Annotated in this window: 20 protein-coding genes; 11 read left to right on the forward strand and 9 right to left on the reverse strand. The window is 63.9% G+C overall.

Going from position 1 to position 26147, the window contains the following annotated elements; translation table 11 throughout:
- Window positions 1–106: 106 nt before the first annotated feature.
- The 8 genes from ACFSJC_RS06990 to ACFSJC_RS07025 all read left to right on the forward strand — a co-directional run bounded on the left by ACFSJC_RS06990 (window position 107) and on the right by ACFSJC_RS07025 (window position 10523).
- Window positions 107–1492: an isochorismate synthase gene (locus ACFSJC_RS06990; RefSeq protein ID WP_386025133.1), complete on the forward strand. Its 1386-nt coding sequence runs from the start codon at window positions 107–109 to the stop codon at window positions 1490–1492.
- Between the two features lie 7 nt (window positions 1493–1499).
- Complete coding sequence (menD, locus tag ACFSJC_RS06995) at window positions 1500–3212, forward strand: 2-succinyl-5-enolpyruvyl-6-hydroxy-3-cyclohexene-1-carboxylic-acid synthase (RefSeq protein ID WP_386025135.1); 1713 nt, start codon at window positions 1500–1502, stop codon at window positions 3210–3212.
- A gap of 88 nt (window positions 3213–3300) precedes the next feature.
- The gene (gene menB, locus ACFSJC_RS07000) at window positions 3301–4161 is read left to right on the forward strand and encodes a 1,4-dihydroxy-2-naphthoyl-CoA synthase (protein WP_386025354.1); all 861 of its coding nucleotides are present in this window, start codon (window positions 3301–3303) and stop codon (window positions 4159–4161) included.
- A 163-nt stretch (window positions 4162–4324) separates the two neighbouring features.
- Entirely contained in the window at window positions 4325–5245 is a 921-nt protein-coding gene (locus ACFSJC_RS07005) for a 1,4-dihydroxy-2-naphthoate polyprenyltransferase (protein WP_386025137.1), read from the forward strand.
- Entirely contained in the window at window positions 5242–6291 is a 1050-nt protein-coding gene (gene menC, locus ACFSJC_RS07010) for an o-succinylbenzoate synthase (protein ID WP_386025139.1), read from the forward strand. The genes ACFSJC_RS07005 and menC overlap by 4 nt, the downstream gene beginning before the upstream one ends.
- Entirely contained in the window at window positions 6288–7868 is a 1581-nt protein-coding gene (locus ACFSJC_RS07015) for a peptidoglycan D,D-transpeptidase FtsI family protein (protein WP_386025141.1), read from the forward strand. Before menC ends, ACFSJC_RS07015 begins: the two co-directional genes overlap by 4 nt.
- 35 nt (window positions 7869–7903) lie before the next feature.
- Complete coding sequence (locus ACFSJC_RS07020) at window positions 7904–9295, forward strand: FtsW/RodA/SpoVE family cell cycle protein (RefSeq protein ID WP_386025142.1); 1392 nt, start codon at window positions 7904–7906, stop codon at window positions 9293–9295.
- Window positions 9296–9383: 88 nt separating this feature from the next.
- Window positions 9384–10523 (forward strand): hypothetical protein, encoded by a 1140-nt coding sequence (locus ACFSJC_RS07025; protein ID WP_386025144.1) that lies wholly within the window; start codon window positions 9384–9386, stop codon window positions 10521–10523.
- Here ACFSJC_RS07025 and ACFSJC_RS07030 read toward each other — a convergent pair.
- The 5 genes from ACFSJC_RS07030 to nudE all read right to left on the reverse strand — a co-directional run bounded on the left by ACFSJC_RS07030 (window position 10508) and on the right by nudE (window position 17545).
- Complete coding sequence (locus ACFSJC_RS07030; RefSeq protein WP_386025146.1) at window positions 10508–12322, reverse strand: OmpA family protein; 1815 nt, start codon at window positions 12320–12322, stop codon at window positions 10508–10510. The two genes, ACFSJC_RS07025 and ACFSJC_RS07030, sit on opposite strands and share 16 nt — an antisense overlap.
- A gap of 105 nt (window positions 12323–12427) precedes the next feature.
- Window positions 12428–13627, reverse strand: a complete 1200-nt coding sequence (locus tag ACFSJC_RS07035) for an acetate/propionate family kinase (RefSeq protein WP_386025147.1) — start codon at window positions 13625–13627, stop codon at window positions 12428–12430.
- Window positions 13624–15738, reverse strand: coding sequence for a phosphate acetyltransferase (gene pta / locus ACFSJC_RS07040; protein ID WP_386025149.1), 2115 nt, complete (start codon window positions 15736–15738; stop codon window positions 13624–13626). Before pta ends, ACFSJC_RS07035 begins: the two co-directional genes overlap by 4 nt.
- Window positions 15739–15893: 155 nt before the next feature.
- Window positions 15894–16931 (reverse strand): thioredoxin family protein, encoded by a 1038-nt coding sequence (locus tag ACFSJC_RS07045; protein WP_386025151.1) that lies wholly within the window; start codon window positions 16929–16931, stop codon window positions 15894–15896.
- A 68-nt stretch (window positions 16932–16999) separates the two neighbouring features.
- On the reverse strand, window positions 17000–17545 hold the full coding sequence (gene nudE, locus ACFSJC_RS07050; protein ID WP_386025153.1) for an ADP compounds hydrolase NudE: 546 nt from the start codon (window positions 17543–17545) through the stop codon (window positions 17000–17002).
- A 29-nt stretch (window positions 17546–17574) separates the two neighbouring features.
- Between nudE and yrfG the strand changes: the two genes are divergently transcribed.
- Window positions 17575–18252, forward strand: a complete 678-nt coding sequence (gene yrfG, locus ACFSJC_RS07055; protein ID WP_386025155.1) for a GMP/IMP nucleotidase — start codon at window positions 17575–17577, stop codon at window positions 18250–18252.
- 28 nt (window positions 18253–18280) lie between these two features.
- On the opposite strand, the gene ACFSJC_RS07060 is transcribed toward yrfG, so the two are convergent.
- Entirely contained in the window at window positions 18281–19966 is a 1686-nt protein-coding gene (locus ACFSJC_RS07060) for a DEAD/DEAH box helicase (protein ID WP_386025157.1), read from the reverse strand.
- A 248-nt stretch (window positions 19967–20214) separates the two neighbouring features.
- On the opposite strand from ACFSJC_RS07060, the gene trxA reads away from it, so the two are divergent.
- Both trxA and rho read left to right on the forward strand, forming a co-directional pair.
- On the forward strand, window positions 20215–20541 hold the full coding sequence (gene trxA / locus ACFSJC_RS07065; protein WP_386025159.1) for a thioredoxin TrxA: 327 nt from the start codon (window positions 20215–20217) through the stop codon (window positions 20539–20541).
- Between the two features lie 195 nt (window positions 20542–20736).
- Window positions 20737–21993 (forward strand): transcription termination factor Rho, encoded by a 1257-nt coding sequence (gene rho / locus ACFSJC_RS07070; RefSeq protein WP_007040283.1) that lies wholly within the window; start codon window positions 20737–20739, stop codon window positions 21991–21993.
- Between the two features lie 73 nt (window positions 21994–22066).
- On the opposite strand, the gene ACFSJC_RS07075 is transcribed toward rho, so the two are convergent.
- From ACFSJC_RS07075 to ACFSJC_RS07085, 3 genes are read right to left on the reverse strand one after another with little or no spacing between them, the layout of a single operon-like run.
- Window positions 22067–23506 (reverse strand): sensor domain-containing diguanylate cyclase, encoded by a 1440-nt coding sequence (locus ACFSJC_RS07075; protein ID WP_386025161.1) that lies wholly within the window; start codon window positions 23504–23506, stop codon window positions 22067–22069.
- On the reverse strand, window positions 23493–24077 hold the full coding sequence (locus ACFSJC_RS07080; RefSeq protein WP_386025163.1) for a hypothetical protein: 585 nt from the start codon (window positions 24075–24077) through the stop codon (window positions 23493–23495). The genes ACFSJC_RS07075 and ACFSJC_RS07080 overlap by 14 nt, the downstream gene beginning before the upstream one ends.
- Window positions 24078–24111: 34 nt before the next feature.
- A complete protein-coding gene (locus ACFSJC_RS07085) occupies window positions 24112–26025 on the reverse strand; it encodes a TonB-dependent receptor plug domain-containing protein (RefSeq protein ID WP_386025165.1) in 1914 nt (637 codons plus the stop codon).
- Window positions 26026–26147 lie beyond the last annotated feature (122 nt).

Below are 26147 nucleotides of genomic sequence, written 5' to 3' on the forward strand. Positions count from 1 at the left end.
ACTCGTTGCCTGATCCCCAAGCAGGCTCCTCCATGGCCGCGCCGTCCCCACACCGGACGGCGCGCTCGCGCCGGGGCCCCCATTATCCCGCACTCACCACCGACTCATGCTGCAACCGCTCAAAGTCCTCGAGCAACTCAAGGCTCGTCTACGCGAGACCGTCGCTTCGCTTCCGCTCGATCGAGACGGGGGGTACGCCTCGATCATCCTCGAACTTCCCCACGGTCTGACCCACGCACCCGACATCGCCGGTCCTCGATTCCTGTTCGCGCACAGCCATCGCGGCGACCTGCGCGCCGGCTATGGCATCGCCGGGGAATGGCGCGCCGAGGGGCCGAAGCGGCTCGACATCCTCCGGGCGAAGGCACGCGCGGTGGCGGCCAATTGGCAGCACGTCGACCCCGATGAAACAGGATTCTCAGGGTTCGGCATGCTCGGTCTCGCCGCATCCCCGAACCCATCCCGGTCGGAAGAGAGCGATCTTCCGAACGCCATTTTCTGGCTGCCCGAGCTGGCGCTCATCTCCCACGCCGGACAGGCGGCCCTGGTGCTCACCACCTCGCTGCCGTCGACGCTCGACGCGCTGCTGACCCGCTGGGAGCCACTGCTCGACAGCGTGGTGCCGCTGCTCGACGTCCCGGCCCAGGACCCGCTCACCCAGGCCCATCTGGACCCAGGCGACAGCACGCCGGACCAGGACGACTGGCGCGAATTGGTACTGACCGCGCTCGACGAGATCGACCAGAATCGCTTCGAAAAGGTCGTGCTCTGGCGCCGCCTGCGGCTGCGGGGACACCGACGTTTCGACCTGACCCGGCTGAACGCCGCGTTGGCCTATCTCTTCCCCTCCTGCCAGGTGGTGAACATCCGTCTGCATGGGGCCAGCTTCGTCGCCGCCACACCCGAGCGTCTATTCACCCAGCGCCGCGACCGGGTCGAGGCCGACGCCCTCGCCGGCACCGCCTGCCGCGCCGAGGATGCCGATCTGGACGCCGAGATCACCCGCGACCTGCAGCACTGCGAAAAGAATCTGCGCGAACAGCGCGTGGTCGCCGACGCCGTCGCCGAGGCGCTCACCCATTGCTGCAGCCACGTGGAACCGCCCGACGGCCCGCGCATCATGCAGCTCAACAATGCCCAGCATCTCTGGAGCATCATCCGTGGCCGGCTGAATCCGGGCGTCGACGTCTTCCGTCTCACCGATCTGCTGCACCCGACACCGGCGACCAACGGTCAGCCGCGACAGCAGGCGCACGATTGGCTGCGCGAGCACGAACCGCTCGAACGCGGCTGGTACACGGGCACGGCCGGCATCGTGGAGCCGGACCTGACCGGCGAGCTCTGGGTGCTGCTGCGCTGCGCCCGCATCGACGACCGCGTGGCCGATCTGTTCGCCGGCGCCGGGATCGTCGCCGGCTCCGACCCCATGGCCGAATGGCAGGAAACGGGTCACAAGCTCGCGGCCATATCCACCGCGCTCCAGTTCGCCTGAGTCCCGCATGACAGAAACAGCGGATCTTGGCTGCCGCAATCTGCGCTGGGCTTTGTCCCTGCTCGACGGACTGGCGGACGGCGGCATGCGCCGCCTTGTCCTCTCGCCCGGATCGCGCTCGACCCCATTGATTCTAGCCGGGCAGCGCCATCCGGCATTGGAACTCACCCCCATCCTCGACGAGCGCAGCGCGGCCTTCTACGCGCTGGGCCTGGCGCGCGCCTCGGGCCGTCCAGTCGGACTGGTCTGCACCTCCGGCAGTGCGCCCGGTCACTGGATGCCAGCGGTCATGGAGGCCTCCCAGTCCGAGATCCCGCTGATCCTGCTCTCGGCCGACCGCCCACCCGAGCTGCGCGGATGGGGCGCCAACCAGACGCTCGACCAGAGCCGTTTGTTCGACGGTTTCGTGCGCGCGTTCCACGATCCTGGCCCGGCCGAGGAAGGACCAGCCGCGCTCAAGATGATCCGCGCGCTCGGCGCCCGCGCCGCTGCCGTGAGCCAGGGCAGCTGGCCTGGACCCGTGCATCTCAACCTGCCGTTTCGCGAGCCACTGGTCCCGCACGTGGGCTGCGAGCCCCAGCGACTGGCGATCCCGGCCTGCCCCTCTCCATGCAAGGAGCCGGAATCGGATATTCCAATCCCCACGTCCGTTCGGGATCTGGCATCGCATCTGAGCGGACGCGGACTCATCTGCTGCGGACCGGGCATCTGGTCGCCCCAGTCGGCCGAGGCGCTCTGGCGCTGCGCCGAGCGGCTCAGCGTCCCGGTGCTCTGCGACCCTCTCTCGGGGCTGCGCTTCGGTCCAGGCCCAGAGCACCGCATCGCCCGTTACGACAGCCTGCTGCGCGACCCGACGACCGCCGAGACCTTGAGGCCGAACTGGGTGCTGAGGTTCGGACGCGTCCCCGTCTCCAAGACGCTGCTGACCTGGCTGACCGATCTTCCGACCTATCTGGTCGACCCTGGGGCCGGATGGAGCGACCCCAATCACGACGTCAAAATGCGTATCCATACCGATCCGGGCGCCGTCTGCCGCTGGATCGCCGACTCGGATCATCCAGCTGCCGACAACGGCTGGCTAGCGAGCTGGATCCGAGAGGAAAGCGATCTCGACGCCTTGATCGACGCCTATCTGTCCGAGTCGCCCTGGTGCGAGGCCCAGTTGATTCGCGATCTGCTGGAACATCTGCCGGCCGGAGAGGGCCTGCTGTGCGCCAATTCGATGCCGATCCGCCAAATCGACACCTGGTCGGGCACCCGCGCCGAGCCTCTGCACCTGTTCGGCAATCGCGGCGCCAGCGGGATCGACGGCCAGACCTCGACGCTCGCCGGTCTCAACGCCGGAGGCGTTCCGACCACCGCCCTGCTGGGCGATCTCTCCTTCCTCCACGACCTGAGCGGACTGGCGCTGCTGCAAGGACTCGACCGCCCCTGCATCCTCATCAATAATGGCGGCGGCCGTATCTTCGACTACCTGCCCCAGCACGGGCTCCCCGACTTCGAGCGCCTCTGGCGCACGCCGGTCGATGTCGATCTGGCGTCACTGAGCCGATCCTTCGGCATCGTCCATCGGACGGTCGATGACGCAGCGGGCTTCCGCCAAGCGCTGACCCAGTCCCTGACCGATGGCGAAGGCAACGCCGGGGTCATCGAAGTGCGGCTCGACGGCGACCTCAGCCGACGCATCCACCGCGACTTCTGGTCGCGTCTCGCCGGCTGACGACACAGAACATCAAACAGGCGAGCGTTTAAGAACGCCCGCACTCGGCTTCACCAATCGACGAGGTTTTTCGGTGGAATCAGATCAGATGCAGCGAACCGGGGATCAGGCTGGCTCGGAGCTTGCCCCCATTCAGTGGGAAAGCCACCCGGATTGCAGCTACGAGGACATCCTCTACCATCGGGCGGAACACATCGCCAAGATCACCATCAACCGTCCCGAGGTGCGCAACGCCTTTCGCCCCCAGACGGTGCGCGAGCTGATCGATGCCTTCCATCGGGCGCACATGGACCCGGAGATCGGGGTCATCGTCCTGACCGGTGCCGGCGATCTGGCCTTCTGCTCGGGCGGCGACCAACGTATCCGAGGCCATGAGGGCTACAAGGACGAGGCCGGGGTCGAACATCTCAACGTCCTGGAGCTGCAGCGCCAGATCCGCACGCTGCCCAAGCCGGTGGTCGCCATGGTCGCGGGCTATGCGATCGGTGGCGGTCATGTGCTGCATCTCATCTGCGACCTGAGCATCGCCGCCGACAACGCCCGTTTCGGTCAGACCGGCCCCAAGGTCGGCAGCTTCGACGGCGGATTCGGCGCCGGACTCATGGCCCGCACCGTGGGGCTCAAGAAGGCCAAGGAGATCTGGTTCCTGTGTCGTCAGTACGACGCCCAGGAGGCGCTCGACATGGGCCTGGTCAACACCGTCGTCCCGCTGGCGGAACTGGAGGCGGTCACGGTCGACTGGTGCCGCCAGATGAACCGACTCTCGCCGTCCGCGCTACGCATCCTCAAGGCCTCCTTCAACGCCGATACCGACGGACTCGCCGGCATCCAGGAGCTGGCTGGGAACGCCACCGCGCTCTTCTACACCACCGCCGAAGGACAGGAAGGTCGCAACGCCTTCCTCGAAAAGCGCCCGCCAGATTTCGGCAAGTTCCCGAGACGTCCCTGAAGAGAGACCGATTAACCGCAAGGGCGCGAAGGACGCAAAGAATAGAATGAGACATCCTCCACTCGGCGATCCCAGGAATGACCGCCCGGAACCTTGAAACCGGATCTCTCCTTCGTGCCCTTTGCGCCTTTGCGGTTCAAACCAACATTCCACCCGACGCATCATGACCAATACCCAAGAGGCCAGCCTGCCTGACCAACACCAGCACATGCCGCCGCTGCTGACCCGCTGGATCGCGGCGGCACGCCCCAAGACGCTGCCGCTGACGGTGACCCCGGTCGTCGCAGGCATCGCGCTCGCGGTCGCAGAGACCGGATCCCTGTCCCTCTGGATTGCACTCTGCACCCTGCTGGGCGCGGTGGCGATCCAAATCGGGACCAACCTCTACAACGACGCCTCCGATTTCGAGCGTGGAACCGACACCGAGGAACGGCTCGGTCCCCCGCGCGCCACCGCACAGGGCTGGTTCACCGCCCGCCAGGTGAAGATGGCGGCGCATCTGATGTTCGCCCTCGCTTTTCTGATCGGACTCGTCCTGCTGATGCACGGCGGCTGGCCGATTCTCGCGGTCGGACTCGCCTCGCTCGCCGCCGGCTATGCCTATACCGGCGGACCGCGCCCCATCGCCTATGGGCCCTATGGCGAACTCTTCGTGCTCGTCTTCTTCGGCATGGCGGCCGTCGGCGGTACCTATTATCTGCAGACGCTCGATTTCGGCTGGATGCCGCTGCTTGCCGGGTTCGCGCTGGGCCTGCCGGCGGCGGCCGTGCTGACGGTCAACAACTATCGCGACCTGGACACCGACCGCGCCGCCGGGCGCCGCACACTCTGTCACTATCTCGACCGTCCAGGCGCCCGTCTGCTCTATACGGCGCTCCTTCTGCTGCCGGTTCCCATCCTCATGGAAGCCGGGCTGCCCGGGGCCGGCTGGCCGCTGCTCGCGGCGCTGCCGCTGGCTATCGTTCTGAGCACCCGGCTCTTCCGTGGCGCGAGCGGTGAGGCGCTGAACGTCCAACTCGCACAGACGGCCCTCTACCAGGCCGCGCTGGTCGTGCTCATGATCATCGGGTTTCTGATCGCTTGATCGACAGGGTCCAGATCCAGGCCTACGACCTGCCGCTGCGCCAACCCTGGTCGAGCGCCAAGGGCGGATTCGATCGGCGTCGCGGCTGGTTGGTTCGTCTGGAGTCCGAGGGGCTCGTCGGTTTCGGCGACTGCGCGCCCTTGCCGGCCGCCGGCACCGAGACCCAGGAGGCGGCCTCCAGCATCCTCGACCGCATCGGAGCGACGGTATCAGGCGATTCGACCGACAGGCTTCTGGAACGGTTCGAGGTCGATCTGGCCAGCGCGCCGGCGACCCGATTCGCCCTCGATTGCGCGCTCGCCGACCTGGCGAGCCAGCGTGCAGGGATTCCTCTCGGACAGCATCTCTCCCCACCCTCGGCCGACCGGGTCGCGGTCAACGCCATGCTGGGGCCTATCGATAGGGTCACGCCGGCGGACCTCGTCGGCGCCGCCGAGCACGGCTTCCAGGTCATCAAGCTCAAGGTCGGGCTGGGCCAGCTGGACGAGGAGATTGCCCGTCTGTGCGAATACGCCCGTCAGATTCCCCCCGGAATCCGTCTGCGGCTCGACGCCAACGGGGCCTGGACCCGGACGGAGGCCGAGCGAATGCTGGATGCACTGATCGGGCTCCCGATCGAGTCGATAGAGGAGCCGCTGCACGACCCGACGCCCGAAGCGCTCGCGGCGCTCCAGACACGCGTTCCCTTCCCGCTGGCGCGCGACGAATCCATCCAGGGTCTGGGTCACGACCTGGATCCAACCGCGCTCGGGGTACGACGCATCGTCATCAAACCGGCCGCGCTCGGCGGATTGACCCGCACCCTGTCGCTCGCACGCCGGGCCGAGGCGGCCCACATCGAGGTCGTCGTCACCAGCCTGGTCGAGAGCGCCGCCGGACTCTGGCCCACCGTCCAGCTCGCCGCCGCTATCGGCAACAGCCTCCCGCATGGGCTCGCGACGGCAAACTGGCTGGCGGAGGATCTGGGCACGCCACCGAGCGCGAAGGGCGGCTGGATCCATCTGCCCGCGACACCCGGATCCGGATTCAGACCGAGCGTCCCATGACCCCGCCGCTCGATCCCGCACTCTGGCCCAGCCTGCGGCTGGCGCTCCATATCTTCTTTTTCATGGCGGTCTTCTTTCTGCTCAAACAGCTGTTCGAGCTGCGCGACCAGGCCCAACTGCGCCATCTCGCCAAACCCAAGGGCGCCTTTCGCGTGCCTATGCTGATCCTGACCCTGCTGTTCGGTGGACTGCTTCTCTACCAGGCCAGCTGGCAACTGACCGGCATGCTGCGGCCCCAGTTCATCGCCTTCATGCAACTGCACGACCGGCGCGAATTCAATCCAGCCCATTGGATCCAGCGCGGCCGCATCCTCGACCGCAACGGCGAGGTGCTGGCCTACAGCGAGGAGATCCAGGGCAAGGTCTATCGGCTCTATCCGGACGGACCGGTCTTCTCGCCGGTGGTCGGATACAGCCAGCCCAGATTCGGGGCAACCGGTATGGAGGCGGTGGCGACGGTCCATCTCAACGGCGGTGCGCCGGCCGATCTGAGCGGCTGGGGCGAGCTGGGACGTCAGATCGTCGGGGGCGTCCAGCGTCCGCGCGGCCAGGACCTGCGCCTGACGCTGGACGCCGAACTGCAACGCATGGCCGTCGAGCGCATCGGTCAGCGGCGCGGCGCGGTCGTCCTCATGAATCCGAACAACGGGGACATCCTGGTCCTGGCCAGCGTGCCCTCCTACGACCCAAACCGCATCTCGTCCGAGCTATTCCTGAACCAGGATCCGAGCGCCCCCTTGCTCAATCGCGCCACCCAGGGACTCTATCCGCCGGGATCCACCTTCAAGATCGCGGTCGCCGCCATGGCGCTGGAGCGGGGATTCAACGACACCATCGACTGTCCGGCGGATGGTTACACCACCTCGTCGCGCTATCCCAAGATTCGCGATCACGAGTATTACAACGCCCAAAAGCACGGATCGATCTGGAGAGGACATGGCCGCATCGACATGACCCATGCCCTGGCGCGCTCGTCCAATGTCTTCTTCGCCAAGCTCGGCGTGCTAGAAGGACACGAGGATTTTCGCAGCTTCGGCAAACGCACCCTCATGGATCGCCAAATCACACTGCATCAGACGCCTTACGGGAGCTATCGAATGCGCACCGGCCAGATGCCGCGACTCTCGCCCAAGGACCGCTACGGGCTGGCCCAACTGGCGATCGGACAGGGCGCGCTCCTGGTGACACCGGCGTACATGGCACTGCTGACGGCCGCCATCGCCGACCAAGGAGTCGCGGCCAGACCACGCCTCATCGACAAGGACCCGCCTCAGGCACTGGCGCGTTTCATGAGCAAGGACACCGCCGACCGGCTCGGGGCCATGATGCGCACCGTGGTCACCGAGGGTACGGCACGCAGCATCGATGATCCGAACCTCGCGATCGCCGGTAAGACTGGCACGGCCCAGAACCCGCAGGGCGACTCGCACAGCTGGTTCGTCGGATTCGCGCCGACCCAACGGCCGACGCTCGCAATCGCGGTTCTGGTCGAAGGCGCCGGCTACGGCTCGGCCGTCGCCGCCCCCATTGCGCACGATCTGCTGTTGGCGGCTCGCGCCAAACAGGGGTTGCACTAACCGAGATGCAATCGAACCATCCTTCTCGACCGACAATGCCCGCATTGATCGACGCCTGGCTCGCGCGTTGGCCGGAGCGTCAAATCCTGATCTGGAGCGCACTCACGATCGGACTCGGGTTTCTGATGGTCATCGGCTCCGGATACGCCGACGGACATCCACCGGACGCGCACGCACTGCTGCCGCTGGGCATCTACGCCCTATCGCTCACGATCATGCATCTGACCCTGGTCCTGGCCCGCTTCCAGGGTGATCAGATCCTCGTCGGCACCCTGGCCTTCTTGGCCGGCTTCGGCCTGCTGGCCCAGTACCGCATGGGCGGCATCCAATTCGACGATCTCGCCAGGCCGGATCTCTATCTGCTCCCCGGCGGGATCCTGCTGATGCTGGCCCTGTGTCTCACGCTGATGCGGGGCCGATACGAGCGGCTCGCCGATTGGATGTGGATCTGGGCCGGGGTGTCACTGGCGCTGGTCGCGGTGCTGCTGGTCTTCGGACATCGCTACCGGGGCGCCGTCTACGGGGCCGGACTCGTCACGCCGACCGAACTGCTGAAGGTGACCGTGGTGCTCTTCCTGGCCGCCTTCATCGAGCGCCACGGAAAACGTCTGGGCAACTGGGGCCGAACCTCCATCCCCCGACCACCGCTGCGCGCCCTACTGCCCCTGGCACTGTTCTGGATCCTGCTCGCCGGTCTGCTCCTGCTGCAACGCGACCTGGGCCTCTTCATCGTCCTCAGCATGACGCTGCTGCTGATGCTCTTCGTCGGCACGGGACGGACCGGATACCTGATCCTGGGCGCACTGCTCGCCTCGGCCGCCGGCTATCTCGTCCTGGAGGTCTTCTCGCACGGTCAACGACGTGTCGCCGCCTGGCTTTCTCCATTCGAGGATCCCACCGGAAACAGCTGGCAGATCCTGCAAGGTCTCTCAGGCATGTACTCGGGCGGGCTCTGGGGCGAGGGATTCGGTGAGGGGCATCCCGAATACACCCCGATCGCCCAGTCCGATTTCATCTATGCGGTGATCGGCGAGGAACTCGGCTTCGTCGGCTGCACCCTGCTCGTGGTCTTCTTCCTGATCTTCTTCAATCGCACGCTCGGAATTGCGGATCAGACCCGGTCCGGTTTCGGCAGACTCGTCTGCGTCGGTTTGACCAGCGTGCTCGCCATCCAGACCTTCCTGAATCTCGGCGGCGTGACCAAATTCATTCCACTGACGGGCATCACCCTGCCCTTCATCAGTCACGGCGGCAGCAGCCTGATCACCGGCTTCATCAGTCTCGGTCTGATCCTGGCGATCTCGGAAGGCTCGCCCACGCGTCTTCGACACACCCAATCCAGACCCAAGACGAGCCGTCGCTCGGCCCCGCGCGAGCCGAACACTCACAAAGGAAAAACGTCGAAAAAGTCGACAAGCAAAGGATAGAGGCCAATTCCCGCCATCGTTGCCTACAATTCGTCGTGGCAAAAAGAAGACCATAAGACCCGATTGAATCGGCAGGCGCGGGGCAGACGTGAAGCAGCGACGACTCTACCTCCACATCGGAACGGAAAAGACCGGGACCACCAGCATCCAAGAGATGCTGTTCCTGAACCGCGCTCGACTCGCCGAGGAGGGATACCACTTCATAGCGTCGGCGGGAGCACGCAACAATCGCAAGCTCAGCGCCTACGCCATACGCGAGGACCGCGCCGACGAGTTCCTGGAGCTCAACGGAATCCATACCCGATCCGATCGGCAGCGATTCGAGACGACATTCGCCTCGGATCTGCGCGAGGAGATACAAGCGCTCCCCGACCACATCCACACCCTGATCGCATCGAGCGAGCACCTCCACTCGCGTTGCCTGCAACGCGAGGAGGTCGCCAAGCTGCGGGCACTGCTGCATCCCTTCTGCGACGACATCCGCATCCTGGTCTATCTGCGCCCCCAGATCGAGGTCATCACCTCGCTCTACTCGACCGCCTTGAAATGCGGCGAATCCGAGGATCTCGGTACATTCGTCGCGCAACGCTGTCTGCCCAGCAACCCCTATTTCAACTATCGCGGCCTACTCGATCTCTGGGCCGACTCCTTCGGCGACGCCCAGATGATGGTGCGACTCTATCAGCGCCAGACACTGATCGAGGGCGATCTGCTCGCGGATTTCGCCTCGACCATCGGCGTCGATCGTCTGCGCCCGCGCTTACAAAGGCCGGCGGAGCTGAACCGATCCATCAGCGCAGTGGGACAGGTCTGTTTTCGAATCCTGAACGCACGCCAGGCCACTTCGATGGATGATGCCGGACACAGACACATTCACGAACGCCTATCGCAGTTCATCTGCGACAACCTTGCCGGCCCCGGGATACGTCCCCCCTTGGAGCTGGCCGAACGGATCGAGGGCGACTTCGCTGAAAGCAACGAGGACGTGCGAGCGCGCTGGTTTCCAGAACGCGCACAGCTGTTCGATCAGCCGACGGAACGCACAGACGACGATGGCCTGATCGACGACCACTACGTGAAGCTCTTCGAGGAGATGCTGACGATCGCGCTACAGCTGAGCGAACGGGCGAGACTGACGGAAGCGATGTCACCCGAGTCCCCGTATCCGGCCGGACCCGAATGTCCCGACCGGATAGGGGAGCACCTCAGGTATCAATCGAGCAGATAGATCTCGACCCGACGGTTCAGACTGCGCCCATGGGCCGTTGCGTTGGTGGCGATCGGACGCTCGGACCCTAGCCCCTCGGCGCTGATCCGATCGGCGCTGACACCCAGCGATACCAGAGCCTGCCGCACCGCCTCGGCACGCCGCTTAGACAGAGAAAGGTTCAGATCCTCGCCTCCACTGCTGTCCGTGTGACCTTCAACCCGAACGCGCAGATCGGGCTGCTTGGCGAGCAGTTCGGCAACACGATCGAGACTGGGCAGCTTCTCGGCGGGCAGTTCCGCCTGGCCCGGCGAAAAACGCAGCTCGCTCTCGGCCAAGCGCACCAGGACACCCTGGGGCGTGTAGGTTCCACCCAGCTCAGCGTACCCGCTATAGAGCGCGCGCAGCTTGGCGATTTGGGCCTCGGCGTCGCGACGCGCCGCCGCTTCTCTCGCCAGGATTTCCTTGTCCTTCTCGGTCATGGCGGCATCCTTTTCCATGACCTCCTTGCGCGCCGTCTCCAGACTCTCCTCAAGCGCGGCAATCCGGGTCTGGGCCTCCACCAGACGCTGCGCGGTCGTCTCGTCGATTTCGGATCCGCTCTCACGCGCCTGCGCCAATTCGGCTTCGAGCAGGGCCAGCTTCTCGCGCATCGCGTCCAGCTCGGCCTGGGCACCGTCCTGCGCCTCAGCGACCTTGCCTTTCTCCTGCGCCAACTCGGCTTCGAGCGAGGCGACACGCGCCTGCGCCTCCTCCAGACGCTGCTTCAGCGCCGCATCGGCCTCTCCGATGGTCGCACGGGCCTGCTCCAACTCCTGTTTAGAGGCCGCCAATCTGGACTTGGCCTCGTCGAGCGATGTCTGTAGCGCCGCGATGGCCGCATCATGCTGCTCCTGCAGCGCGGCGCGCACCTCTTGCTCGGAGGCCAGACGCGCGTTCAGCTCGGCGAGTTGGGCGGCCGTCTCCTCGGATGCCTGACCGGCATCGCCTTGAGCGGACTCCTGGGCGGCGATCAACTCGGCCTTGGCCTGCTGCAACGCAGTTTCGGTCTGTTCCAGCCTGGCCTGCGCCTCGGCCAACTGCGCGCGCGTGGCCTCGTGCTCGGACGTCAGCGCATCCAGCTTGGAGCGGGCCTCATCGAGCTGCTGGTTCAACTCTTGGAGACCGACGCCATCCTCGCCCTCGGACTTCGGCAAGACGCCGATCTCTTGAGCGGTACGCACCAGGTTCTCGTCCATCGGGGTGGTTCGCGCCAGATTGACCCGCTCGTTGAGGTGCTGCTCCAGCTCCTCGATCTTGGCCCGGTGCTCCTCTTCGGTCTTGGCGATGACTTGATCGACCTTGTCGAGCTGGCCCTTGAGGGTGATCGCGCGTTCGTGCGTGGACTCGTAGAGCTTCTCCAGCTCCGTGTTGGCCGCCGCAAGGGCCTGCCTCTCTTCCTCGGCCTTGGCGATCTTCTGACGCGCATTCTCGAGCGCCTGCGCCTGATCCGCCCTCAGACTCTCCATCGCCTGTTCGAGTGCCGCTTTATCCTGCTTCAGCCCCTCGATCTGCCCGGACAAGTCCGCAATCTCGCTCTTGTGCTGGTCATTGAGCGACTGGATCTGGGTGCGGATGGACGCCTCCACCTCTTCGGAATGCAGACGCCGAGCGTCCGCATCATGCATCTCGGTGCGCGACTGTGCGATCAGGGCATCCTTTTCCGCGATCTGAGCCTTGAGCTGATCGTCGTACCATTCGTACAGCGAATAGACCCCGGTCAGGGCAATGAATAAAAATATGGCGATGAGTTTCCAGAACGACGTGCTGGAGTCGGACATCGTCACCTCCTCGGTGGCTTGTTGGCGAATAGTGCTCTCAGGCTCTTTGCGCCACCAATTATCCAGTATTTCCAGGGTTGGTGCTCGGCCCGACTCCAGTCGATCTCAACTCACGGTGGCGAGCGCCTGCTGGGCGATTTCCAATTCCTCGTTGGTGGGGATCACTAGCAGCTTGACCTCACTGTCCGCAGTGCTGATGAAGCGTTCGCCCGGAGCGCGCTCGGCATTCACCACTTCGTCCAGCTCGATTCCCAACCGCTTCAGCCCCTGACAGGCGCCGTGACGGATCTCGACGGAGTTCTCACCGATTCCGCCGGTGAAGACGACCGCATCGACCTCGCCCAATTCGGCGTAATAGGCGCCGATATATTTCTTCAGACGATGCAGGGTCATGTCGATCGCCAGCTGCGCGCGCTTATTGCCATCGGCGGCCTGATGGGTGACCTCGCGCATGTCGTTGACGCCGCAGACACCGAGCAGTCCGCTCTGGCGATTGAGCAGATGACTGACCGCTGCGGCATTGAGATCCAGATTTTTCCAGAGATAGATGAGCACGGCCGGATCGATATCGCCCGAGCGGGTCCCCATCACCAGCCCCTCCAGCGGGGTCAGGCCCATGGAGGTATCGACACACTGACCGTTGCGGATAGCGGCAGCGCTCGCCCCGTTACCCAAATGCAAGGTGATCAGATTGCATTCGGCGAGCGGCTTGCCGAGCATCGCCGCAGCACGCTTGGAAACGTACTGGTGCGAGGTGCCGTGGAACCCGTAGCGACGGATGCGATGCTCGACGTAGAGGTACTCGGGAATCGCGTAGCGATAGGCTACGGGCGGCATGGTCTGATGGAAGGCGGTATCGAACACCACGACCGAGGGCACGCTCGGGAAGTGCTTGCGCGCGACCTCGATACCGGCCAGATGCCCCGGGTTGTGCAAGGGAGCCAGCGGGATGACGCTGCGGATCTCGTCCTCGACCTGATCGTCGACCACGACCGGATGCTTGAAGTGCGGTCCACCATGCACAACACGGTGACCGATCACGCTCAACTCCGAGACGTCCTCCAGGACACCCTGCTCTTGGAGCTTGTCGACGATATGGTCGATGCCCTCCTGGTGGGCCGGAATCGCACGATTGTCCTCGGAGCATTGGCTGTTGCCGTCGGCGTCGATCCAGGCGAGCTTGAGATCGCCCTCAGCCTCTCCGATGCGGCCGATCTGGCCGCTTGCGAGCGCCACCCAGTCGTCGCTGCGGAAGAGCTGGTACTTGATGGAGGAACTGCCCGAGTTGAGTACCAGGACTTTCATTCTGCATTTCCCTCGATGTGAAGATCGTTCTCGGCCTGCGCCTGGATGGCGGTGATGGCGACGGTATTGACGATATCGGTCACGGTGCAGCCTCGACTGAGGTCGTTGACCGGCTTGTTCAGCCCCTGCAGCACGGGGCCGATGGCAACCGCACCGGCGCTGCGCTGCACGGCCTTATAGGTATTATTACCTGTATTGAGGTCCGGGAAGACGAGCACGCTCGCGTGACCGGCCACCTCGCTGCCCGGCATCTTGGAGCGAGCGATTTCCTCGTCCACGGCGGCGTCGTACTGGATCGGCCCCTCGACCTTGAGCTCGGGATGACGCTCGCGCACCAGGCTCACCGCCTCGCGCACCCGGTCGACGTCCTCGCCTTTGCCCGAGCTGCCGCTGGAGTAGGACAGCATGGCGATGCGCGGCTCGATCCCGAAGGCGGCGGCGGTCGCGGCCGAGGTGATGGCGATGTCGGCCAGCTCCTCGGAATTCGGATTCGGGTTCACGGCGCAATCGCCATAGACCAGCACCTGATCCGGCAGACACATGAAGAAGACGCTGGAAACGAGCTTGACGCCCGGCTTGGTCTTGACCGTTTCGAACGAGGGCCGAATGGTGTGCTGCGTGGTGTGGGTCGCGCCCGAGACCATGCCGTCGGCGTCGCCCTGGTAGACCATGAGGGTGCCGAAATAGCTGACGTCCTCCATGAGGTCGTAGGCCATCTGCTCTGAGATGCCCTTGTGCTTACGCAGCTCGTAGTAGGTACGGGCGTAACGCTCGCGGTTGATCGAGTGCGTCGGATCCACGATCCGGATGCTGTCGAGCTTGAGGCCCAGCTCCGAGATACGGCGCTGGATGCGATCGGGGTTGCCGAGCAGGGTCAGGTCGGCGACCTGACGCAGGGTCAGGATCTCGGCGGCGCGCAGGATGCGCTCGTCGGCACCCTCGGGCAGCACGATACGCTGACGGTTGGCCTTGGCGCGACGGATCAGCTCGTACTCGAACATGATCGGGGTCACGCGGTCGGAGTGGCGTATCGCCATCCGCTCGCGCAGCTCCTCGACATCGACGTACTCCTCGAACAGACCGAGAGCGGCGGCGATCTTGCGCTCGTCACCCGCGAGGATGCTCGCCTCGATGCGATTGAGGTTCATCGCCGTGGTGAAGGTATCGCTCTCGACCGACAGGATCGGCACGCTGGTGCGGCGCAGACCCTCGATCAGGGTCTGGACCCGCTCCGCCGGACGCAGACCGCCGGTCAGCAGTAGACCGGCGACGCGCGGGAAGGCCGAGGAGACATCCGCCGCGAGACTGGCGAGGATGATGTCCGAGCGGTCGCCTGGGGCGATGATGAGGCTGTCGTCCTCGATGTGACCGAGGAAGCTCGGGATCTCCATCGCGGCGATCTTGTAGTTGCTCACGGCCTGGCGCAGACCGTCCTCGTCGGCATAGAGGGTGCTCGCGCCGAGCACCTGGGCGATCTCGCCCACGGTCGGCATGCCGAGCGACGCCTGCGCGGGCAGAACGTAGACGTTCTCGGTATCGCTCCGCAGATCGCGAACACGAGTCGCCACCGCCTCCAGATCCTCCGGGGCGACGCCGTTGACGATACTGGCGAGGAAATCGGCACCGCGCTCGCGCATCAGCTCGTGAGTGATGTGCAGCGCGTCCCAGGCCTCCTGCTGGTTGCGACCGAAGCCGGGCACGACCGGCACCAGCGCGCATCCGCAATTGTTCGCCAAATCGACGTTGAAACCGAACTCCAGTGACGGAATGAGGCCGCCGAAATCGGTGCCGGCGCAAACCACCAGATCGCAATGCTCCTCGAGCATCTTGTATTTGTTCATGATGAGCTTGAGCAACTCATCGTAGCGGCCGCTGCCGACCAGCTTGCGCACGGTTTCGACCGTGCAGCCGTAAAGCATCTCGGGAGGGAACGGCAGGTCGTAGCGACTGGAGATCAGGCTGGTCAAATTGTCCGTCCCGTTGTCCCTGGGAGCGAACGGCCGGAAGAATCCAATCCTGCGATTCACGGACGACAACATCTCCATGAACCCCAGAACCACCACGGACTTGCCGCTACCAGCACTGGCACCAGCGATATAAACGCTTTGCATCGATCTGCCTCTTGACGGAAAAAGCACCCGGCGACACATGCGCCAAATGCTGCAATGCGAAGAAATGAACAGAAACGCCCTCTCAATCAGAGAAGGGGCATATTACGGGATTCTACTCAACCGCGAGCCATTCTCTGGCGAGTTAGGATCTGGGATCAATCGCGCCTTGATGACCGCCAAGCCCCATACGTCTGGGTGCGATACCCTTTGTCGGCGACATAATTCAGCACGCCGCGCAAACGGTAGAAGCCCGTAACCGAGTCGAGACGCAGGAACTCCCGACCCTCCTCGTCGAAAAAGATGAGTGCCGGCGCATAGAACAGTCCGAGATCGGCGGCCCAGGCACGCGCCGTCGTACGCGTTCCGGCAGGCGTGATCAGCGGCGTTTGGGAACGGACGTCGAGTTGAACCACGTCCAAATCGGCGAAATGGCGCCGGATGCCCGGTGCGCGTAGCGCCTGACCATGCAGAACGTCACAGGGATGGCAGTCGCCCTGCTCGAAGAAGACGACCAGCGGACGTTCCGCCCTTCGGCGGCGATCCAGATTGTACGGCGGTGGGGCGAAGAAGGGCTCCTCGTTCAGGTCCTCGGGATCGAACAGCATGCGATTCTCGCCACGAGCAAGATAATCCCGAAAGGATTCGCGCCGATAGTGTCCGTCGGCCACGTATTCGAGCGCCGCGCGGAACTGATAGGGCGGATAGTAGCCGCGCAGCCTTAGCGCGACCCGTCCCTCGGCATCGTAGAAGAGGATCGAAGGGGTGAAATCCGTGCCCTCGCGTTGCGCCCAGTCGCGCTCAGACAGCAGGGCGCCATCCGGTGTCGTGACCTCCTCGATGCCGTGGATATCGATGGGAACAAGGTCGAAATGCCGCCGCGTATACTCGACGATATCCGACAGCCCGAAGTTCACGCGCATGAGCCGCTCGCAATAGGGACAGCGCTGCTGGCCGAAATAGACCATCACGCCCCGCTTTCCCTCGGCGAGCGCCTCGCTCAGATCCGAGCGGATGTCGAGGAAGCTGCGCTTGAACCAAGCCGGATAGGTGATCGGCTCGTCCATGGGGAAGTCGTCGAAGCTGTAGACGTCGGCATCACTGGGGCCGGCGCCGAAGGCGCGGGGCAGAGCGACCGACCAGAGCACGGCGAGCACGGCGAAAGAGAGGCGCCCCAGAACCAACCAACGTGCCATCGTCAACCTCCGTGAAGCATTGACCGAATGTGCCGCCGACCGAAAGGACCGCCGTGGCGTCGACTGCATCAGGTCCCGCAATTCAGCACCCGCATCGCCAACAGCAATGCAGCAATGGAGCGGGCCTCGTCGAAATCGTCGCGCGCAAGCAGCGCGTCGATCTCGGACAGACGCCAGGGCACCACCTCGATCGGCTCGGGCTCGTCGCCGACGAGCTGCTGCGGATAGAGGTCCTGAGCCAGGACGATCAGACTATGGTGCTGGATGTATCCGGGCACCAGCGAGAGACGATCGATGATCTGCAGACGCCGGGCGGCGTAGCCGATCTCCTCCTGGATCTCGCGGTTGGCCGCAGAGAGCGGATCCTCGCCGCGCTCGACGACCCCTTTGGGCAGACCCAGCTCGTAGCGCTCGCTGCCGGCGCCGTACTCGCGAATCAGCAGCACCGTCTCGGCGTCCAGCATGGGTACAATCAACACAGAGTCGGCGCCGCCGGGCACACGCTCGTAGGTTCGCCGACTGCCGTTGGCGAACTCCAGATCGATCTCCTCGATTCGGAACAACCTACTTTGAGCCACCAGGCGCCGAGCGTGTATCTTGGGTTTCGGCCGCATCGAAGGACTCCTACGTGAACGACCTGATCATGAGCGCACCAGGCCTCGATATCGATTGGAATGGAATCGACAGCGTCTTCCTCGACATGGACGGCACGCTGCTCGACCTGCATTTCGACAACCACTTCTGGCTTGAGCACGTCCCACGCCGCTACGGCGAGACCCAGGGTCTCTCCATTGAGGAGGCCAAGGCGGAGTTGCTGCCCCGCTACCGGGATATCGAGGGGACGTTGAACTGGTATTGCGTGGACCATTGGAGCCGCGAGCTCGGTCTGGACATTCTGCTCCTCAAGCAGGAGGTCGAGCACCTGATCGCCGTTCATCCCCATGCCGTGGATTTCCTGGAATGGGTCGCCAGTCTGGGCAAGCGCCGCGTTCTGGTCACCAACGCGCACCAGAAGACCCTGGCACTGAAGCTCGAACGCACCCGGCTCGGCGGACACTTCGAGCGCGTCCTCACCTCGCACGACCTGGGGGTCGCCAAGGAGTCGGCCGATTTCTGGCCCCGCCTTCGGGCCATCGAGGCGTTCGACCCCGAGCGCTGCCTCTTCGTCGACGACAACCTCAGCGTGCTGAGGGCGGCGCGCGACTATGGATTGCGCTGGACGATCGCGATCCTGGAACCGGACTCCCAGGCCCCGCGCCGCTCGGCGGACGGCTTCGCGGCCATCCTCAATTTTTCCGAGCTGCTGCCCGAGACGCGCTGAACCGCGCGCCACGACCAACCGGCACGAATCACTCGATCGACTCGGAGGCAACCGGCTCCGGTTTGGAGGCGGTCTCCTCGCCGGACGCTCCGCTCGACTCGGCATCCGTCGGCTTACGCCGACGTCGGCGCCGCTTGCGCCTCGACTCCTCGGACGGGGCCGACGCCTCCTGCTCGGCGGCCAGCTCGACCGGCACTCCCAGCTTTCGCAGAACGGACGGCGGCGGCGGGCTGGTCAGCGCGGCCTGCTCGATCGGCAGTGCGGGCAACAGCGGATCCGCCTCATCGGGAGGCGGCGCGGATAAGGGCGCGGATGGCTTCACGACCTCCATGGGCTCCACAGGCTCTGAAGCGGAGACGACCGATTCGGTCCGACGCGGTTCATCACGACGGCCTTCCGTGCGAGCACCCGTCTTGCGCGAACGCCGCTCGCGGCTCTCGCGCTCGCCGTTCTGGTGCGCATCGCGCCGCGTCTTGTGTCCGGCCTCGCGACGCGCCTCGCGATCCGCCCGATCCGGGCGCAGACGGCTGCGCGGATCGACCTCGGCCAGAAGGCTCGCATCGACCGGCAGGACCGGGATCTTGGCACCGATATAGCCCTCGATATCGGGAAGACAGAAGGCGTAGGTCTCGCAGACGAAGCCGATCGCGTCGCCCGTCGCGCCCGCGCGCGCGGTACGCCCGATACGATGCACGTAATCCTCCGGGTCCTCGGGGAGATCGTAATTGACCACGTGGGTCACGTCCGGGATGTGCAATCCGCGCGCGGCCACGTCGGTACCGACGAGAACCGGCAAGGAGCCCTCGGTGAAATCACGCAGCAGCGAGAGACGCTTGCGCTGCGGCACGTCGCCAGAGAGCACAGCCGTATTGATGCCGTTGCCTTGCAGATAACCCCAGACACGGTCCGCCTCGCGCTTGGTGTTGACGAACACGATGATGCGCGCGTCCTCCCAACTGCGAACCAGTCCGAGCAGGAGCGGAATCTTCTCCTCGTTGGAGGTCATGTAGCAGCACTGGCGCACTCGGTCGGCGGTAATGGTCTCCGCCTCGACCTTGACCAGCTGCGGATCGTTCATATGCTCGTAGGCAAGCTCGGTCACCCGGTAGGAGAGCGTCGCCGAGAACAGCATGCCCAGCCGCGATTCCGGTGGAGGCATATGACGGAACAGGTAGCGGACGTCTTTGATGAAGCCGAGATCGAACATGCGGTCGGCCTCGTCCAGCACCGCCACCTGGATGCCCTTGAGGTCGAAGACGCGCTGTTTGAAATAATCGATCAGCCGACCCGGCGTTCCGATCAGGATATCGACGCCGGCGGCAAGATCCTCGCGTTGTTTCTGATAGGCGGTACCACCATACACGACAGTGGCACGCAAACCTGTATGCTTGGAGAGCAGAAGGGTGTCATTGTAGATCTGGACCGCCAGCTCTCGGGTCGGCGCCAAGATCAAGGCCCGGGGACGACAGATGGGCGCGGGCTCCGGGGGTGGCTGGTCCAGCAGCCGCTGCATCAGAACCAGCAGGAAGGCGGCGGTCTTACCGGTACCTGTCTGAGCCTGGCCCGCCACGTCGCGGCCGGCCAAGGAAAGGGGAAGGGTTTCGGCCTGGATCGGGGTGCAGAAGGAAAACCCCGCATCAGCCAGGCCCGCGTGGATCCGCTGATCGAGCACGAAGGAATCGAAGCGAATCGTGGTTAGGTGTGTATCTGTCATGAAGCTGCGCGTCGGGAACTGGTCTCGTGTGAAGTGTGACGAACCTCGCGCTGGGCAAGGCTTGCAAATTATCTTCCGTTTGGATCAAATAGCATCTTACTCAAGGGCTCATACCAACGCCAATTCGCCCGCCTGCCCCTCAGCCCGATCCGCGCGACGCCCCGACCGACGGCAAGCCCTCACACTCGCGATACGCGATACTTTGTGAACACACATTATTACAAGCCAAAAAATGGGAGACGACTTCAGTGAGCGATAGCATCGTCCATGTGACGGATGACTCTTTCGAGGAAGAGGTTCTAAAATCCCCCGAACCCGTGCTCGTGGACTACTGGGCCGACTGGTGCGGGCCTTGCAAGATGATTGCCCCTGTGCTAGATGAGATCGCTGGGGAATATGCCGGTCGCATCAAGGTCGCCAAGCTCAATATCGACGAAAATCCGAGCACGCCGCCCAAATACGGCATCCGCGGCATCCCGACGCTGATGCTGTTCCGCGGCGGCGAGGTCGAGGCGACCAAAGTCGGAGCCGTCTCCAAATCGCAGCTGACTGCCTTCATCGACAGCAACCTGTGACGCCCAGCCAGACCCAAACGACACCAGGACCCAGGCAGACTCTTCGGAGGAATGCCTGATCCGAATCGACACTGGACGCCCGCTCGGGCGTCCTCTCTCCGGTAAACCGCCGCCCCTCACTCGCACCTCCTCGCGACTCGACTCCTACGCGGGGCGCCCTCTACCAGCCACGACCTCTGTCTTACAAAAACCGTGATGAACCTAACCGAATTGAAGAAGACGCCGGTGCCCGATCTGGTCGCACTGGCTCAATCCATGGAAATCGAGGGCGTTGGAAGGTCCCGCAAACAGGATCTGATCTTCGCCATCCTCAAGGCTCAGGCCAAACGAGGCGAGGATATCTACGGAGACGGCGTCCTGGAGATCCTGTCGGATGGCTTCGGTTTCCTGCGCTCCGCCGACGCCTCCTATCTCGCCGGACCCGACGATATCTACGTCTCGCCGAGCCAGATCCGCCGCTTCGCGCTGCGCACCGGCGACACCATCTCGGGCAAGATTCGTCCCCCCAAGGATGGCGAGCGCTACTTCGCGTTGCTCAAGGTCAACGACATCAACTTCGATCGGCCAGAGAACGCCAAATCGAAGATCCTGTTCGAAAATTTCACCCCGCTGTTCGCTCAGGAACGTCTGACGCTAGAGATCGGCAACGGCAGCACCGAGGACATCACGGCCCGCACCATCGACCTGGTCGCACCCATCGGCAAGGGGCAGCGCGGACTCATCGTCTCGCCGCCCAAGGCCGGTAAGACCATGATGCTGCAGAACATCGCCCAGTCGATCGGGCACAACCATCCAGACTGCTATCTGATCGTGCTGCTCATCGACGAGCGTCCCGAGGAGGTCACCGAGATGTCGCGTTCCGTGCGCGGCGAGGTCATCTCATCCACCTTCGACGAGCCGGCAACCCGCCACGTCCAGGTCGCCGAAATGGTCATCGAGAAGGCCAAACGGCTGGTCGAGCACAAAAAAGACGTCGTCATCCTGCTCGACTCCATCACCCGCCTCGCCCGCGCCTACAACACCGTGGTGCCCTCCTCGGGCAAGGTGCTGACCGGCGGCGTCGACGCCAACGCGCTGCAACGGCCCAAGCGCTTCTTCGGCGCCGCGCGCAACGTCGAGGAAGGCGGCTCGCTCACCATCCTCGCCACCGCCCTGGTCGACACCGGCTCGCGCATGGACGACGTCATCTACGAGGAGTTCAAGGGCACCGGCAACATGGAGATCCACATGGACCGGCGCATCGCCGAGCGCCGCATCTTCCCGTCCATCAACATCAACCGCTCCGGCACCCGCCGCGAGGAACTGCTGATGGGACCGGCCGAGCTGCAGAAGATGTGGATCCTGCGCAAGATTCTGCACCCGATGGACGAATTGGCCGCAATGGAGTTCCTGCACGACAAGCTCAAGGCGACCAAAACGAACGACGAGTTCTTCTCCTCCATGAAGGGCTGAACCCGCTCCGAAAGGGTCTCGCGCCACAATCATCCGCGAGAGCAACGTGCCCAGCACGCCTGGGCACGCGACCTCAGGACGAGGGGCCTACGATACGATCCCTACCGAACTCCTTGGCCTCGTAGAGCCGATGGTCGGCGGATTCCACGAACTCGTCGAGGCTCTCCCCGCCATACTGGCTGATACCACCGCTGATGGTCACCGTCAGCCCCTCGGCCGGCCAAACGCACTCTCTCAACATCACGCGCAACCGCTCGGCCACGCCCAGCGCCTGCGCCACCCCGGAGTGCGGCAATATCAACAGGAACTCCTCCCCGCCGTAGCGACCGACGACATCCATCTCGCGGACGCAGTCACCGAGGGCGGCGGCGACCTTGACCAGCACCTCGTCACCGATCCGGTGCCCGAAGGTGTCGTTGATCCGCTTGAAGTGATCGAGGTCGAACAGAATGATCGACAGCGGATGCCCATAGCGCTTGACCAGATCGATCTCCTTGGCGAGACGCAGATAGAGGAAACGCCGGTTGTAGAGTCCGGTCAGAACATCGGTGAAGGAGGCCGAGCGCAGCTCGTCCTGGGTCGCCTTCAGCTCGGAAACATCGACAAGGGTGATGAGCTTGCTGGACTCCCCGGCGAATTCGATCGCTTTCGCTGAAACGAGCGCCCAGCGCACCGTGTCCCCCTTCATGGCGATACGGGTCTCGCGTCGCTCGCCATCGGTATCCGGCAGACCAGCGGCATAGAGCGCCAGCCAGGGCTCGCTGGACAACAATCCCTCGGCATTCTCTTCGAGACCAAGATACGTCTTTGCCGCATCGTTGGCCTTGCTCAACCCGAGCCGTCCATCGACATAGAGCACCATGGGAGAGGGCGCTGCCTCAAAGATGGTGGCGAGGTTAGTCTCGCTGTCATGCACACGACGCAGAAGGCGCGTCGTCTCGAACCAGGCGAAAAGGATCAGGAACAAAATGATCCCCAAGCCCCACAGCAACTTCGCCCTGAGATCCGCGACCAGATGGTCGAGGAACTGGACGCTGGAGTAGCAGGTGACGACGCCAACCAGTAGGCGGTCGCCTGGATGGTACAGCGGGACCCTGGACACGAAACACTTTTCACAGTCATCAGAGCCCAGGGCGAGATCGAGACTGCCCCGGGGGGCGTCGACGAGATCGTAATCCAAGCGCAACGTGATTCGGTAGACAAATGGGGTATCGGTCGCCTGATCCTTGAGCAGCAGGATGCCATCCAGCGCCGTCTGGAGTTCGCTCTTCAGCCGGTCGGCCGGCTTATCGCCGTCCAGCAGCCTTTCGATCGTCTGGACTTGGGCATGGGCGAGCGCGCTCGAATGACTCTCGGCCTCGGCGCGCAGCGCGGGCTCCATCACCAGAAACCAATGCGCGGCGATCAGCCCCGTCAGCATCAAGGCCAACAGACCGAAGATCAGCGCCAGATTCCGCTCCAACCTGAGCGATAGACGCCACCGGTCGAGGAGCGCGGTATCAATCATCTTCATAGGACCGCGCCACCTCCAAGAAGAATGGCCTGAACCGAATCTTGGCGCGTCGCGCCTGCGCTCGATTGACGTAGGGAAGAATACGGTCGGCTACATAGATCCCGGCGACGGCACCGCCTTCGACGGCACCGGCGAAGGGCGAAAAGACCAGGGCATGATGGCGCAGAGACCAGGACCTCAGCCTCGCGGGCGCAATGCCAACACTCGCGACAAAGATACCGCCCAGCACCTCTCCAACGTAGTGATCCAAGCTTGCGGCCGACTGAACCTGGACGTCGAGCGGAACCCCGCGAATCTCACCGATCGCGTCGAGGTTGGATACGGCCTGACGGGCCGCAGCGTCCGAGCCCTCGTACACCACCAGCACCACCAGCCGGCCATCCTCTGTGCTGTGATCGGCGAGCGACTCCAAGGCACCCAGACAGGAGGGGAAGAGCTTCAGTCCGACCCGAAAACGCTGCTCGTCTTCGCGCCACAGCGCTTCTCCCCCGGAGACCCAATTCGCGACGCCGACACAGAGGCATAGCCCCAGAATCAGTGTGCGAACCAGTCCGGGAGAGCCGCTGGTCATGCGTGACTATGGAAAAGTCGGCATTGCAGGCGCGTCAGAAGTTGTACCCGACCGACATCCACCAGGTACGCCCAGGACGCGGATAGTCGTCCGGCATCAGATGCCGAACACCGACAAACGACTGATCCGGGTAGGCGTAATCGACATCGGTGAGATTCTTGACACCGAGCGTTCCGAAGAAACCGTTGATCGAAGGTCGGTACTGCAGACTGAGATCGACCAGCGTATAGCCCGGCAGAGGGTCGCGTGGATCGTAGTCGGCGCGAACGCGCTCACCGACATAGCGCAATTGGGCAGCCGTGGTCCAGTCGGTGAATGGCCGCCACAAGAGGGCAAGATTGGCCAGCACATCCGTACCGCCCTCGAGCGCCTCATCGTCGTCCAGACGCCGCGCGTCCACGTAAGACGCGGACGCCTCCAGCTTGAGATCAGGCCCGACCCGATACTCGTACTCCATCTCGATACCACGCAAACGCGTATCGGCACTGTTGACGAAGCCGATCCCGCCCAATGCGATGGTGACCGGGCGATCCAGCTCCGACTGATAGACGATGAATCGCGCCTCCCAGCGCGGTTGCTTGTAGACATATCCGAGTTCATAGGTACTCACCATACTCGGCTTCACCGGCCCCTCCGCCGGATACTCCAGATCGTGGAAGGTCGGCGGACGAAAGGCGCGCGCGTATTGCAGCTTGAAGATATTGTGACTGTCGAAGCGCCAGACTCCAGCAAGCCTTGGACTCACGAAGCTACCGACATCGCTGTAGTCGTCGACCCGCACCGTGGCGGTCAAATCGATACGATCGGTCGCGCGAAATTGATCCTGCACCAAGGCGCTGAGAATTCGGCGATGACGGTTGTTTTCCCAATCATCCGCAGGGGGATCGAGCAATTCGGCCCGCGCAGCCTCCAAACCCAGCAGCACATGATGACGGTCGTTCGGATCCCAGTGAACATCCGCCCCGACCTGATAGCGCGCCTCGTCGTAATCCTGCTCGACATAGAGTGCCGATCGCATCCCCATGAAACCAGCGGGCATCAGAAAGAGATCGCTCGAACGCTCGTGACGCCAGGTCTCCGCACGCAAGCTCGCGCGCAGAGTCTCCGAGACAATCAGCTCATGACTGATACGCCCGGTGATGAAGCGCTGCTCGGTCGCTAGACGATCGTCATCGGATGGAAGATAGTGATGGGCACCGTAGTAATCGCCATATTCGTCGTTCAGAATCTGAAGCGAGGCCAAGGTCCCCGCCCATTCCATATTGACGAACAGACTGCGGAAACGCGAGGCCTCGTCGGAGCGTCCGGGCGCATTGGAGTAAGACTCCAGCCCGATATTGTAGAGCGCGTCCCGATCCACCCAGGCGCCACCCTTCCCCTCCACACCGACGAAATTGATCGACAGATTCAGGTCGCGCTCCAAATCCTCCCAATACCAGACCCCACCGACGCCACCAGAACCGCTCTCACCCGCCTGGACATGGATCTGACGCTCCTGCTTACGGCTGATGACATTGACCACGCCGGCATAGGCGTACTCGCCATGAACCGAGGCACCTGGCCCGCGAATCACCTCGATGCGCTCGACCTGTTCGATCGGCAGGTTGAGCAGGGCGTTGGCGTTCGCCTGCATCGTTGAGTTGAGCGACACCCCGTCGAGCATCAACTTGATATTGCCCGAGGTGTAACCGGAGTAGCCAACGCCACGGCTCAGGACCTGACGCTCTCCGGTCATCTCCAGCCCCTGAGCGACGCCGGGCACCAGAGACAAGGCCTCCCAAACGGTCCGTGCGCCGCGCAACAGCAACTCATCGCCATCCAGTATGGACGCCATGCCAGGGATGAAATCGGCATTCATACCGCTACGGGTGGCCAAATCGGTCTCGTTGTCCAGCAACGAGAGAAGATCACGCAGCTCACCTTCCTCCTCCACGGATTCAGCGGCCACGATGTCACCCGCTTGCGACAGTAGTGCAAGCCCGAGAAACAGAGACCTAAAACAGTTCGGGCCGCAGCCCTTGCGCAATGCCCCGTCACGAACGGGTGAATTAGAAACGCTACCCATCACCA

The organism is Thiorhodococcus fuscus, assembly GCF_042682685.1.
Lineage (GTDB): Bacteria > Pseudomonadota > Gammaproteobacteria > Chromatiales > Chromatiaceae > Imhoffiella > Imhoffiella fuscus.